At 40.7% G+C, this 14,832-nt stretch carries 10 protein-coding genes; 9 read left to right on the top strand and 1 reads right to left on the bottom strand.

All coding sequences use genetic code 11. The annotated features are described in order from the left end of the window. The first annotated feature begins 189 nt into the window (after positions 1 to 189). From BLP77_RS06935 to BLP77_RS06905, 6 genes are all read left to right on the top strand, one after another. Entirely contained in the window at positions 190 to 1,734 is a 1,545-nt protein-coding gene (locus BLP77_RS06935; protein ID WP_093856388.1) for a fatty acid--CoA ligase family protein, read from the top strand. A 167-nt stretch (positions 1,735 to 1,901) separates the two neighbouring features. Further along, on the top strand, positions 1,902 to 2,906 hold the full coding sequence (locus BLP77_RS06930) for an ABC transporter substrate-binding protein (protein WP_093856387.1): 1,005 nt from the start codon (positions 1,902 to 1,904) through the stop codon (positions 2,904 to 2,906). Between the two features lie 12 nt (positions 2,907 to 2,918). After that, positions 2,919 to 3,929 (top strand): ABC transporter permease, encoded by a 1,011-nt coding sequence (locus BLP77_RS06925; protein WP_093856386.1) that lies wholly within the window; start codon positions 2,919 to 2,921, stop codon positions 3,927 to 3,929. Continuing rightward, positions 3,913 to 4,710: an ABC transporter ATP-binding protein gene (locus tag BLP77_RS06920; protein ID WP_093856385.1), complete on the top strand. Its 798-nt coding sequence runs from the start codon at positions 3,913 to 3,915 to the stop codon at positions 4,708 to 4,710. Before BLP77_RS06925 ends, BLP77_RS06920 begins: the two co-directional genes overlap by 17 nt. A 472-nt stretch (positions 4,711 to 5,182) precedes the next feature. Beyond that, positions 5,183 to 5,701: a rhomboid family intramembrane serine protease gene (locus BLP77_RS06910; RefSeq protein WP_093856383.1), complete on the top strand. Its 519-nt coding sequence runs from the start codon at positions 5,183 to 5,185 to the stop codon at positions 5,699 to 5,701. 206 nt (positions 5,702 to 5,907) lie between these two features. Then, positions 5,908 to 6,420, top strand: coding sequence for a competence protein ComK (locus tag BLP77_RS06905; protein WP_093856382.1), 513 nt, complete (start codon positions 5,908 to 5,910; stop codon positions 6,418 to 6,420). Here BLP77_RS06905 and BLP77_RS06900 read toward each other — a convergent pair. Next, a complete protein-coding gene (locus BLP77_RS06900; protein ID WP_093856381.1) occupies positions 6,368 to 6,757 on the bottom strand; it encodes a YhjD family protein in 390 nt (129 codons plus the stop codon). The two genes, BLP77_RS06905 and BLP77_RS06900, sit on opposite strands and share 53 nt — an antisense overlap. Before the next feature lie 139 nt (positions 6,758 to 6,896). Between BLP77_RS06900 and BLP77_RS06895 the strand changes: the two genes are divergently transcribed. Genes BLP77_RS06895 through addA form a run of 3 tightly spaced genes read left to right on the top strand, consistent with a single transcriptional unit; the run spans position 6,897 to position 14,763 of the window. After that, positions 6,897 to 7,544 (top strand): TVP38/TMEM64 family protein, encoded by a 648-nt coding sequence (locus BLP77_RS06895; protein WP_093856380.1) that lies wholly within the window; start codon positions 6,897 to 6,899, stop codon positions 7,542 to 7,544. 13 nt (positions 7,545 to 7,557) lie between these two features. Beyond that, positions 7,558 to 11,043, top strand: coding sequence for a helicase-exonuclease AddAB subunit AddB (gene addB, locus BLP77_RS06890; RefSeq protein WP_093856379.1), 3,486 nt, complete (start codon positions 7,558 to 7,560; stop codon positions 11,041 to 11,043). Then, positions 11,044 to 14,763, top strand: a complete 3,720-nt coding sequence (gene addA / locus BLP77_RS06885; RefSeq protein ID WP_093856378.1) for a helicase-exonuclease AddAB subunit AddA — start codon at positions 11,044 to 11,046, stop codon at positions 14,761 to 14,763. The last annotated feature ends 69 nt before the right edge of the window (positions 14,764 to 14,832 follow it).

Below are 14,832 nucleotides of genomic sequence, written 5' to 3'. Positions count from 1 at the left end.
TTAACATAAAGTTTTATTATGTGTCTAGAGTAACTTGGCCACTCACGCTGGCAACTCGGATACTTAGAAGTCAAACTTGGACACTTACAAAATTATTCTAGACTTGCTGAATAAGTCTAAATAATTTATAATGAATTCAGAATATAATGAATGATTATTCATTCATATTACTCCGAGGGGGCTTTACATATGAATCTTAGTGATCAGCTGTCATTAACGGCAAAGAACAATTTACATAAGACGGCTTACGTGTTTAATGGGGAAGAAACTGACTATCAAACGTTAGAAGGATCGGTAACGAAGTTTGCTTCGAGTTTGCAAAAGCTAGGTTATAAAAAAGGTGACCACATCGCATTAGTCGTGGGCAATACACCGCATTTCATCATCGGGATGTACGGTGCAATGCGTCTAGGACTCACGGTTATTCCTGTTAATCCGATTTATACCGCAGATGAAATCGCATACATCGTTAATAATGGTGATGTGAAAGGGGTTATAACTTTAGACATTTTGATGGAAAAGTTCGAACAAATGGTTCAGCTTATTCCGAATGTCGAGCACTATATTGTTGGTGAAACAACGCCTGATTATGATGTTACCCAATCTAGCCTAAGTGATAAAGCGTTTTCATTTACAAAGCTTGTCTATGGTGGAAGTCTGGAGCTCAATCGTCCGACTTTAGACGATGATGACACCGCTGTCATTTTATATACTTCTGGAACTACGGGTAAGCCAAAGGGTGCGATGCTAACTCATAAAAACTTATACTCCAATGCGAAAGACGTTGCCGAGTACTTAGAAATCGATGCTCATGACCGCGTCATTGCTGCTTTACCGATGTTCCATGTTTTCTGTTTAACAGTAGCGTTAAATGCTCCACTTGTTAATGGGTCAACCGTATTAGTAGTACCAAAATTCTCGCCAGAAACCGTTTTTCAAATGACGAAAGACTATCAAGCAACCGTATTTGCTGGTGTGCCAACGATGTATAACTATCTATTACAGTATCCGAATGAAGATGAGAAAGATCTTTCATCTATTAGACTATGTATCTCGGGTGGCGCATCGATGCCGGTAGCTTTACTAGAAAAATTCGAGCAACGCTTTAATGTGCGTGTATCAGAAGGCTACGGTCTATCCGAAGCTTCCCCTGTAACGTGCTTTAATCCACTTGATCGCCCGCGTAAGGCCGGTTCGATCGGACAAAATATCGTCAATGTGGAAAATAAAGTGGTTGATCAAGACGGAAATGAATTGCCACCAGGTGAAGTAGGTGAATTAGCTGTACGGGGACCGAACGTGATGAAAGGTTACTATAAAATGCCTGAAGAAACAGAAGCCTCGATTAAAGATGGCTGGCTCTACACAGGTGATATGGCACGTATGGATGAAGAAGGATATTTTTATATTGTCGATCGTAAAAAGGATCTCGTCCTAGTTGGGGGTTACAACGTCTATCCCCGAGAAGTCGAGGAAGTGTTATACAGCCATGAAAAAATAAGTGAGGTGGCGGTCATTGGTGTGCCGGATCCAGAGCTTGGAGAAGCCGTCATTGCCTTTGTCGTATCAACAGACGATTCTGTCACAGAAGAGAATCTTATGACGTTATCAAAAGAAAAACTAGCAAAATATAAAATACCAAAAGAAATCCGTTTCCTAGAAGAACTCCCAAAAAACACTACCGGAAAAATATTAAGAAGAAGCCTGCGAGACCAACTAGCATCACAGCAATAACGTAACCGTTTTCATGATTCCTTAGCTGTTTAAGCTGAGGAATTTTTTTGTCTAAAAAGGGTTGATTTTTCCGAATATCATACATATACTTGTTAGCAACATTAAATTTTACTTTATTACATAAAAGCACACAAGCATAAAAGCGGAAAAGTGAGAGGAGATTCATAATGAAGAAGATATCGAAATTGATCCTGTTATCCATGTTGTTATTCGTTGCAGCATGTGGAACGAGTGAAGATAGTGAAGGGGAAACGAATTCTAGTGGCGACGGAAATGAAGAATTAGTTATTGGCATTACACAAATTGTTGAACACCCTTCCCTAAATCGAGCAACGCAAGGTTTTAAGGATGCTTTAAATGAAGCGGGTTTAAATGTTCAGTTTGAAGAAGAACTAGCACAGGGGGATAACAATAATAACCAAATGATAGCGCAAAAGTTTGTTGGTGATGAGGTGGACTTAATTTTTGCCAACTCGACACCAAGTGCGCAAAGTGCTTTAAATGAAACATCCGAGATTCCGATTGTATTCACGTCTGTTACTGATCCCGTTGGTGCTGGATTAGTTGAATCCATGGAAGAACCAGGTGGCAATGTGACAGGAACAGCCGACATGCACCCAGAAACTGTTCCTAAAACCGTACAATTCATTAAAGACTTAGGTGCTGAAACGGTTGGATTAATTTATAATGCAGGCGAACAAAACTCTGTCGCCCAAATCGATAACGTTACGCAACTAGCTGAAGAAAATGGACTTGAAACAGTTGAAGCAACCGTGTCGTCATCTTCAGAGGTTAAGCAGGCAGCAGAATCATTAGTCGGAAAAGCAGATGCTATTTTAATTATCACCGATAACACAGTTGTTAGTGCCTTAGAAACGGTTATAATGGTTGGTCATGAAGAACAAATTCCAGTAGTGGTCAGTGAACACGACTCGGTAAAACGTGGAGGACTCGCCGCATTTGGTTTTGATTATTATGATATAGGCTTTGAAGCTGGTCAAAAAGCTATAGAAATTTTACAGGACGGTCAATCACCAAGTGACATTCCAGCTGAATATCCACAAAACTTAAAGCTCATGATTAACACAGATGCTGCTGAACAAATGGGTGTTGAGCTGACAGACGAGTTAAAAGAGCAAGCAGAACTCGTAACAACCGAGACTGACGAATAGAGGAGAGTTACTATGATACATGCATTATACGGCGCAGTTGAATCAGGTCTAATATACGCGATTATGGCGCTCGGTGTTTATATTTCTTTTCGAATACTTGATTTCCCGGACTTAACCGTTGATGGAAGTTTTGTCACAGGAGGAGCGGTTGCAGCCGTCATGATTGTCGGTGGTACCAATCCTGTTATCGCAACCTTAGCTGGAGCTATTGCTGGGCTTCTGGCAGGTTGCGTGACGGGCCTTCTGCATACTAAAGGGAATATTAATCCACTGCTAGCTGGTATTTTAATGATGATTGCATTATATTCGGTTAACCTCCGGATTATGGGACAACCGAATATTCCGATGCTCAATGAGACAACATTATTTTCCGTGCTGTCTTCATGGTGGCAAAGCCTCCATCTAGATGCTATTTTCATCGCGCCGTTTGAATGGATAGGGATTACGGATTTTGCACCGGATACGTTTTATATTATTGTTTCGATGATTGTCATTGCTTTAATTGTTAAAAAACTACTCGATTTCTTTTTACGGACAGAAGCGGGAATCACGCTACGTGCGACCGGTGATAATCAATCGATGGTGAAAAGTTTCTCAACGAACACCAACCTTTACATCGTTGCCGGAATGGGAATCTCAAACGCTTTAGTTGGCTTGAGTGGGGCGCTGGTCGTGCAGCACAACGGATTTGCTGATGTCAACTTAGGTGTTGGGATGATTATTATCGGTCTTGCCTCAGTGATTATCGGAGAAGTGTTATTCGGAAAAGACAAAATCGTTCGCATGACATTAGCGGTAATACTCGGCTCAATCGTCTATCGCGTCATTTACTCATTAGCCTTACGCGTTGATTTCCTTGAAGCAAGTGACATGAAGCTCATTACGGCCATAATCGTAATCGCAGCACTCGTCGTTCCGAACATGCTAGAAAAATCGAAAGCGAAACGCCAATTCAAGAAGTCGAAGCAAGCGGCTTTGAAGCGAAAGGAAAAAGGAGAGGTTCAACATGCTTCAACTGAATAATATTCATAAAACATTTTACCCGAATACACCCGATGAGCGCCGTGCTCTGCATGACGTTTCGCAAAGCTTGGAACCTGGTGATTTCGTCACGATTATCGGGAGTAACGGAGCAGGAAAGTCAACGTTACTCAATATGCTAGCGGGTACTCTCCTTCCAGATGAGGGTGATGTTTGGATAGATGGAAAAGACGTGACAGCCTTACCTGAAGAAAAACGTGCGAAGCTTATTGGGCGTGTGTTTCAAAATCCTCTATCCGGAACCGCACCAGGTATGACAATTGAAGAAAACATGATGATCTCACTCGGTCGAACGAAACGACGCAGCCTATTTAAAGGCGTCACGAAAAAAACACGCGAACGTTTCCGAGAGCTTTTATCGACACTCGAAATCGGGTTAGAAAATCGCTTGAATTCAAAGGTCGGATTATTATCAGGTGGAGAACGTCAGGCTTTATCACTGCTCATGGCAACTTTTACTGAACCAAAGATTCTGTTACTCGATGAACACACAGCGGCACTCGATCCGTCAAAACAATCGCTTATCATTAACTTAACGAAAGATTTAGTGAAGAAGCACAAACTCACAACAGTGATGGTTACCCACCAAATGGAACAAGCCATTGATCTCGGTAACCGCCTTTGGATGATGGATGAAGGCAGTATCATCTTTGAAGCAAATGAGGAAAGGAAAAAAGACCTTACCGTACCAGACTTACTTAGTGAATTTGAAAATATCCGCGGACGCCGCATGGCGAGTGACCGTGCGTTGTTGGCGAAATGATTTTAGTTGAAACTCAATCCTGGGTGGGGTTGGGTTTTTTAGCTTTAAGAACTAGGAATAGTCCCAAATCTGTTGAGGGATTACAGGAATCATTGGGCATTAAATGTTATGATTGGGCACTCAATGGCAGTTATTGGGCAAAAAAATGGCCTGATGGGGGAATTATCACATGTTTTAGGGCACTCACCGTGTATCATTGGGGAATAATCACAGTTTATTGGGCAATTATTGAGGTTGAATGGGGAATCAGGGTAGGCCTTTGGGGATTCAAAGGTTTTTTTAAAAGACCAATGAATGATTAGATGAGACAATCGGAAACTGTTAAAGGAATAAATTGACAAGTTCTATTAGTAATGATTCTATTAAGCATATAGATTGTTTAATAGAAAGGAAGTTTAATATTGACGTTTAATCTATTAAAAAATATCCTATCACATTGATAATTTTCTTTATTAATGTTGTCGTTGTCATCATGGTAACTTCAATGGGTAGTTACAGCAGTGAAATTATCCTCCTATTCGGAGCTTATGATCAGCAATTAGTTAACAACGGGGAAATTTGGCGTTTATTAACCTATGCCATTGGACATATGAGTTACTTTCACTTCATCTTGAACATTCCCATCTTGATTTATTTGTGCTTACCTTTTGAACGCATTTTAGGCAGCTTAAATTTCCTTTTAATATATATCTATTTAAGTTGTTTTGCCGCAATATTTATTCTGTTTTTCTCGGGTTACTCCATTCCTTTAGCGGGATCTTCAGGACCTGGTTATGGGTTGTTAGGGATGTATCTAGTATTAATTTTTCCTTATAAAGATATGTTTTCTCCATTTTTTATACGGTTTATCATAATTTGTGTCATATTAGGGTTTATGAACACCTTTATCGTCCCAGACATTAGTATTGCCGGTCATGTTGGCGGTCTCATTGGAGGAATTATACTTTCTGTATTGTTCGTTAGTTTTAAACTTAAACGATTAACAATCTAGTGGTATGAAAAGGAAGGAACAAATGTCATTCGGCTTTTAATTATAATTTTACTTTTCAATCGATTTTTAGCAGATTTTTTATTTTTTTAATCGAAATTTAGCCTGAATTGGCATTTGCACCTGCAGAAATCACTTAAAAATACATTTAACTTTTTTTAGTAAATTTTATATGATCTTCCTAAGAAATTATTCGAGAGGTCTTTTATATGAAATTGATTAATCGGCCGAGAGTAACGGCGAAAACGATGGCGGTTTTACCTTATGAGCTAGATGAAGATACTTGTGGATCACAGGTGTTAGAGAGAGATGGTGAGTATTATACATATCTGTCACCACGACAGGTCATGGATGAGGTGTGTAAGGAATTAGGAGCCGATTTAAAAGGGAGGTTAAGAGGAGCACAGCATGTCTATGGCATTAATCGTAAAGCACCTATTGCGATCGATACAAGCTGCCAAATTTTCTTCCTGCCGACATCCTCACCGAGTGCGAATGATTGTATTTGGATTTGTCATAACCATGTCAGTTATGTAAAGAAGGTCACACCGAAAGTGACGCAAATTCATTTTAATAATGGGAAACAGATAAAGCTTAATATTTCTTATTTATCCATAAGTAATCAAATTCAACGGACAGCTCAATATCGCCATTTATTAATGGAACGCGTTAATAAACTTCAGAAAGAAATCGAGCGTGAGCTTTTAGAGCTTCAACCATAAGCTCATGATAAAGATGTTCAACTTTTTTACGAACGGCGGGGTTAAAATACCGTCGTTCTTCTTCGTATCCGCGGGCGATAAATAGGTATGTTGAAAACGTGTCGTTTTTCTGCACGAAAACGACATCGATTTTTCCCTCACGCATTTTTCTGCGTAAGTTCTTCCGTTCATTCTTCGCAAGATTCTTCATGTCATGTAATAAATTTAAATAAGGTTCTTTGATTTTAAATGCTCCGTTCTCGATTTGTTCGAGGTCTTTTTCTAAGACAATGATGGTCATCGAGAGAAAAAGAAAACGGGAAGCCATTTGAAATTCTTCTTCTTTTAAGTAACGCATGGTGTTTCCCTCCACTATTATCGAACGTGTGTTCTATTATAAAATATTGTTGAAAATATTTCAACACGGGAACAGTAGGCAAAAAGCCCATTTTCTTATAAAATAGAAGGAGACGAGACAAAGATAGGAGTAAAATGACATGAACAGCGAAGTTTCGAATCTTGATGAATTAAAAGAAATGTTTTCTGATTCCGTTGTCGGGAATTTTATTATACAGCTTTTAGAGTTCTATGGGAGCTTTGGTCCTATACCAGGAATATTACTGCCTTTTATCGAGGCCTTTTTTCCATTTCTCCCGGTTATTGTATTTATATTAGCCAATTCCATTGTGTATGGACTAGTCTTTGGGTTTTTATTTTCATGGGTCAGTGCCTCGGCAGGTTCGATTTTAGTATTTATTTTAATTCGGAAATTGCAAAGATTCCAATGGGTGCAGCGGATTAAAGAACAAAAGCAGGTCAATCAGGTTATTTCATTTTTTGATAAGCGAGGTTTTGGCCCGATTTTCTTATTATTATGTTTTCCGTTTTCGCCATCCGCATTAATTAATGTGGTGGCAGCATTTACGAGAATTTCAATCAAACAATTTATATTAGCTGTTATATTAGGTAAAGCGGCCATGATCTTCTCAGTATCTTATGTCGGCGATAGTATTGCGTCATTTGCTCAAGAACCGGTAAGAACGATTATCGTCGGGATTTGTATTGGACTATTTTGGATCATTGGTAAACTGATCGAAAAACGCATTCAATCAAAAGCAGACGAGGTTAATGGTGACAATGAGTAAGGGGGGGGATACGATGGCTTTACAATTTATTCTCGGCAGGTCAGGCTCTGAGTTCGGTAAGTATATTTTCGATGAAATCACCGAGGAGATGAAACAGGATCCAACAGGCGATCCTATTTTTTATTTAGTGCCAGACCAGATGGCATTTCAGCAGGAGTATGATCTTGTGCGTCAAGAGGGCGTGAATGGCTCCATTCGTGCTCAAGTGTTTAGTTTTTCGCGTCTGGCTTGGTATATTTTTAACGAAGTCGGTGGAGCGACGAAGCCGTTCATTACATCTACCGGGATTCAAATGATGCTCCGCAAACTGGCCGAAGAATATAAGGATTCGTTAGTGGCGTACCAGGAAGCTGTCGATAAGCAAGGGTTTATTGATCATTTAGAAAAAATGATTACCGAGATGAAGCGTTATCGTATTACGCCACAGACTTTACATCGTGTCGTCATGGAGATGACGAAGTTCCAACATACGCATCCACATGAAGTGGCGCTTAAAAATAAACTGTCAGATTTAGCACTCATTTATCAAGAGCTCGATCAGCAATTACGTGGTCATTATATCGATCATGAGGATCAGCTCGAATTAATGGTGGAAAAGATTAAACAGACGGGTATCTTAAGTTCGTCCACGATTTACATTGATGGGTTCCATCGCTTTACGCCGCAGGAATATTACGTCATTGAAGCGTTAATGAAGCATGCCAAGGACGTGAAAATAACACTCGTGTTAAATCCAGGTGTATCCGATGGTAGTGAGCTTGATCTATTTTATCAAACGAAAACGACGTATGACACGATTGTTGAGATGGCTGAAAATGATGATATTGAAATCGACGAGCCTTATTATATGTCGCCGCAACGTCGTTTTAAAGGTAATGGAGCACTTGAACATCTCGAGCGATATTTTGAAACGCAGCCTGTTCCAACATATGATGCTGAAGCGCCAATTAAATTAGTCGAAACGGTTCACCCTCGTGCTGAAGTCGAAGGGGTCGCACAGGAAATTACGCGCTTAGTCAGGGATGAAGGCTATCGTTATCAGGATATGGCGTTACTGATCCGTCAGCCTGAAGTGTACCATGACCTTATTGAAACGATTTTTGATGACTATGAGATACCAGTTTTCGTTGATGAGAAGAAAACGATGTTAAACCACCCGTTTGTCGAATTAATTCGGACAGGTCTTGAAGTTGTGGATAGCAACTGGCGTTATGATGCGGTTTTTCGCTTGTTGAAAACAGGCTTAGTACTGCCAACAGATGAACAATATCCGCTTCATGAAGAAGCGATTGATACGTTGGAAAACTACGTCTTAGAATACGGTATCCGGAGACGCGACCAATGGTTATCTGATGAAAACTGGCCATATCAACGGTTTACAGGCTTAGAGTTCCGCCGTCAAACCGATGAAGAAAAAGAAATGGAAGAGCAGATTAATGCTTATCGAGATCAGGTAGTGAATGCACTTCAAAGCTTTGATCAACATGTCCGTCAAGCTGACACCATCGCTGGAAAATGTCAGGTCGTCTTTCAATGGCTTGAACACTTAGATGCGCCAAGAACGTTAGAAAACTTACGCGATCATTACGATGACGTCGGTCGTGTGGAAACGGCACGTGAACAAGAGCAGGTGTGGCAAGCCGTAATGGAATTGTTTGATGAAATGGTTGAAATGATTGGCGATGATCAAGCATCAAACCAGTTATTTTTACAAATGGTTGAGGCTGGATTCGATACCTTGACCTTTGCACAGGTTCCGCCAACGATTGATCATGTCATTATTGGTAGTGTTGAACGCTCAAGAATTTCTGACGTTAAAGCTGGATTTATTTTAGGGGCAATTGAAGGTGTTTATCCGCTTAAGCCACCTGGTGAAGGGATGGTCACAGATGATGAGCGTCTTGTTTTAGAAGGTCATGGCATTAAATTGGCTGACCGAGCGGATCGTGTTTTATTAGATGACCGTTTTTATATGTATTTAGCCTTTACGCTAGCATCAGAACAATTATGGGTTAGCTATCCATTGAGTGATGAGGAAGGGCGTTCGAAAGTACCGGCACCGATGATAAAACGACTTCAAGCGATGTTTCCCAGAGTTGAGCGGAAATGGATTATGGATGATGAAGACGAGCAAGAGCCGATGCGTTTTATTACAAACCCAGAGAAATCTCGGTCGATTTTAACAGCTGAGCTATCGAAATACCTACGCGGTTATCCAGTAGCCAATGTCTATTGGGATACATTACATTGGTATGTGGAGCATGAGGTTAAAGGCGGAAAAACACAGCGCGTCTTGCAGAGCCTGTTTTACCGTCCAGAGCCTGAACCGTTACAGCAGGAAACGGTTGGAAAGTTATATGATCAAACGATTCGGTCGAGTATCTCACGTTTGGAAACGTATCATCAATGTTCCTATCGTTACTTTGCACAATACACATTAGGGCTTAGTGAACGACATACGTTCCAGCTTGCGGCACCAGACATTGGTCAGTTGTTCCACGAGTCGTTACGTGCGATAACGGAGTGGGTCTATCAAGAAGGGAAGGCGTTTTTCGAATTAACTGATGAAGAGATTCGCCAATATGCCAGACGGGCGATTGAAAAGCTTGCACCCGTATTGAATCACCAAATTTTATTTAGCTCAAATCGTTATCAATATATTTTAAGAAAACTTGAACAAGTGATTATCCGGGCGACAAACGTGTTAGCTTATCAAGCGAAGCATTCTGATTTTGCTCCGGCAGGGATTGAAATTGGCTTTGGTCGTAAGCAAAAACTACCTCCCCTTGAGTTAAATCTGCCACAGGGCTATCAATTAGAGTTAAGTGGGCGAATTGACCGGGTTGATCAAGCCGAAATAGACGACCAACTCTATTTGCGCATTATCGATTATAAATCGAGTCAAAAGGATTTAAGCTTGGTTGATGTCTATTATGGTTTAGCTCTGCAAATGCTGACGTATTTAGATGTAGTTTTAACCCATTCATCTCGCTGGGGCGGTAAACAGGCCGAACCTGCTGGGGTACTTTATTTCCACGTGCATAATCCAACGATCAGCGATCCGAAGTCGTTAGATGATGACGCGATTGAAGACGAAATGTTAAAAGCGTTTAAAATGAATGGTCTGCTTCTTGAAGACGAACAAGTCGCCCAAGCAATGGATCAATCATTAGATACCGGTACAAGCAAAATTGCGCCATTCGGTGTAAAAAAAGATGGCACATTTAGAAGTGGATCGAAGACGGTGAATCAGGATATCTTTGAGCGCATGAATCAATATGTTCGCCAGGTTATGACGAATGCTGGGAGCGAGATAGTCGATGGACAGGTGAAGCTTAATCCGTTTCAGAAAAAAGATATGGTCGCTTGTTCCTATTGCCCATTCCAATCTGTTTGTCAGTTTGATCCAACATTAGATGAACACGAGTATCGTCGGTTAAAAGAAGACAAAGACGAGATGATGCTGAAGAAAATTTTAGAGCGAGAGGGGGAACTGTAGATGAAATGGACGGAAGAACAGGAGCTTGCCATTTATGAAGGTGAGAAAGACATTCTCGTTGCCGCAGCTGCAGGCTCGGGAAAAACCGCTGTACTAGTTGAACGGATTATCCAAAAGATGCTCCGTGAACACGATCCGTATAACATCGATGAAATGTTAGTCGTGACGTTTACGAATGCAGCCGCTCAAGAAATGCGAACCCGAGTCGGAGCAGCGATTGAAAAAGCATTACAAACAAATCCCAACTCGATTCATTTAAAAAAACAACTCTCGCTCCTGCAACATGCTAATATCTCGACCCTTCATTCGTTCTGTATGGAGGTTGTACGTAAGTATAGCTATCAGCTCGATTTAGACCCAAGCTTTCGAATTTTAGATGATATCGAAGCTGAGCTACTCCGAAGCGATATCATTCAAGAGGTTTTTGAAGAATGGTATGGAAAAGAAGGTGAGGAGCAGGAAACCTTTTTCCGCTTTGTCGATAGTTTTTCCAATGACCGTGACGACGCCAAGGTTGAAACCCTTGTATTAAAAATGTACGAATTTGCGATGCAAAACCCGTGGCCATACGAATGGCTTAATCAGGTTCAAGAGACGTATCGTTTACCTGAAGATGCGAAACTCGATGACCTTCCATGGATGCCGATTGTTCGCGAAGATATAAAGGAAAACCTCGAAGCGATGTTATTTGATATGAACCAGGCATTAGACATAGCGCAGGATGTTAATGGACCAGCGCATTATGTACCAACGTTAGAAGAAGACCGAGCTCAAATTAAGCAGGTTATGGAATCAACCGGAGCTCCGTGGTATGACTTACGTCAAATTTTTATCGATAATGAAAAGTTTGGTTCTTTGTCTCGGAAAAAAATTGAATGTGATGAGGATTTAAAAGAAGCGGTCAAAGAGATTCGTAATCGCTATAAAGATCGCATGAAAAAATTGATTGAGCGTTGGTTTAAACGGGCACCTAAATCATTAGTTGAGGACTTACATAAGTTAAGCCCACTCATTGATCAGCTCGTTGTTTTAGTAAAGGAATTTCATGAACGTTTTCAACAAGCGAAAAAAGAACAAGCGATGGTTGACTTTTCTGACCTTGAACATTACTGTCTAGAAATCTTACTCGATGATGAGGCAACGGCCGATCATTTAGTCGGTTCCACCGTTGCTAGTCAATTTCAGCATCAATTTAAGGAAGTTTTAATCGATGAGTATCAGGATACAAACCTCGTTCAGGAGACAATTCTACAGCTAGTGACGCAGGGTGAACAAGCTGGGAACCTCTTTATGGTAGGGGATGTGAAGCAAAGTATTTATCGCTTCCGTCACGCTGAACCGACATTATTTATGAATAAGTATAAAAACTTTAAACAAGCAGATGCCCCATCACTTCGAATCGATTTGGCTCGAAACTTCCGAAGTCGTAAAGAAGTACTGGATTCTACGAACTACATTTTCCGTCAACTTCTGGATGAACAAGTTGGGGAAATGACTTATGACAAGGATGCGGAGCTTATTTACAGCAATCAGGTGTATGAACAGTTAACGACATCGGATGTTGATACAGAACTCCACGTCATTACACAGGATGATATTGAGGATGAAAATATATCAGATGAGTGGAAATACATTCAAAAGGCACAGCTTGAAGCACGGGCTTATGCAGAGAAGATCAAAAAATGGATTGGTACAGATAGTTCTAACCCGATGCAAGTGATTGATAAAGAAACTGAACAAATCCGTTCCTTGCAATATCGTGATATCGTCATCTTAATGCGTTCGATGAGCTGGGCGAGTGTTATTGTTGAAGAATTAAAGCAATTAGGTATCCCCGTTTATGCTGATATTTCATCCGGCTATTTAGAAGCAATGGAAGTTCAAATCATGCTGAACGTGTTAAAAACAATTGATAACCCACAGCAGGATATTCCGCTTGTGAGTGTGCTGAAATCACCAATTGTTGGTTTATCTGAGGATGATTTAGCGAATATTCGCTTGCATGGGAAAAATCAACCGTTCTATGTCGCGATGAAAAAATATATTAAACAAGGTGAGAAGGCCGAAGTGGTTCGTCCATTAACAGCCTTTGTTGAGACGTTTGAATCATGGAGAGAAGAAGCACGTTACGGGGCGTTATCAAAATTAATCTGGCAAATTTACCGAGATACGGGTTATTTTGAGTTCGTTGGTGGAACGCCAGGTGGTAAGCAACGCCAAGCAAACTTACGCGCCTTATATGACCGTGCCCGTTCGTATGAAACATCATCTTACCGCGGATTGTACCGTTTCCTCCGTTTTATTGAACGCATGGAAGAGCGCGGTGAGGACTTAGCCGCTGCCCGTGCACTAGGTGAACAAGAGGACGTTGTACGAATGATGACGATTCACAAAAGTAAAGGGCTTGAATTTCCAGTCGTCATTTTAGGGGCAGCTGATAAAGGCTTTAATGAAATGGATTTTCGCTCGCAATATTTACTGCATAAAGATCACGGCTTCGGTGCGAAATATATGGATGTCGATAAACGACTTTTATTTACGACCTTCCCATTTGAAGCGATTAAAGTGGCAATGAAGCGGGAGATGTTAGCAGAAGAGATGCGCATTCTTTATGTCGCCTTAACCCGTGCAAAAGAAAAACTTACAGTTGTCGGTACCGTAAAGGATTGGGAGAAGCGTCTTGCCAAATGGAATGAAGTCACTTCCCATTTGGAATGGGTACTCCCACCACATATTCGTACGGATCAGGCAACCTATTTAAATTGGATTGGGACGGCACTTATTCGCCATGAGCAAGCCGAAAAACTTCAAGTGAATGGTGTAGCCTCAACTGTTCCAACTGAGATACGTCAAGATGAATCACGCTGGAACATTAAAGTACAACATGCTAGCGAGCTCATGGATCCGGAATGGATTACTGTAAAACGAAATGACGAATTAGAACAAGTCATTAAAAAATGGGATGAAACTCACTTACAGGATAAATCCGGAGACTATGAAGAAGTCGATCGTCGTTTAACATTCGTTTATCCGAATAAAAGCAGTGCGACAAGGCGTGCCAAACAAACAGTCACAGAATTAAAACGTCTACGGCAAGTACCGGATGATTACAGTAGTATGGATTTGATGAATAAACAACCGAAAATGCGGTTCCAACGTCCGCGCTTTATGCAAAAAGATGCGAAAAAACTGACCGCAACTGAGGTTGGTAGTGCCATGCACACGGTTATGCAGCATCTACCCATGAACCGTGAATGGACTAAAGTGAGTTTAGTAGAATTTGTGGACGGTTTAGTATTAAAAGAAATTTTACGTGAAGAAGAATCCGAAGTCATTGATTATGATGCGATCTTAACGTTTTTATCCAATCGTATTGGACATCACTTGCACCAAGCTGTAGAGGTCAGACGCGAGCTCCCATTTACGATGGAATTAGCCGCCTCAGAGGTTTACCCCGATTGGAACGACCCTGGCGATGAATCTGTCATCATTCAAGGGGTGATCGATTGTCTGTTTAAAACCGAAGAAGGCTGGTATCTTCTAGACTATAAAACCGATTCTATTTTTGGTAAATTGACCGATGAAAAGGTAAATGAATTAAAAGATCGCTACGCTGTTCAAGTTGAACTCTATCAACGTGCAGTAGAGAATATATGGAATATTCAATTACAAAAAGTTTATCTTTACTTCTTCGAACGAGATTTGATACTCGAAAACTAATAAGGAAATGGTTCGGAATGAATCCGGACCATTTTTTCTTATTATAATCAAAAATGCTTTTTTAAGAAG

This window comes from Tenuibacillus multivorans (genome assembly GCF_900103915.1).
Classification (GTDB): Bacteria; Bacillota; Bacilli; order Bacillales; family Alkalibacillaceae; genus Tenuibacillus; species Tenuibacillus multivorans.
The sequence above is the reverse complement of the archived record's forward strand: the minus strand, read 5'-3'. Positions and strand labels throughout refer to the sequence as shown.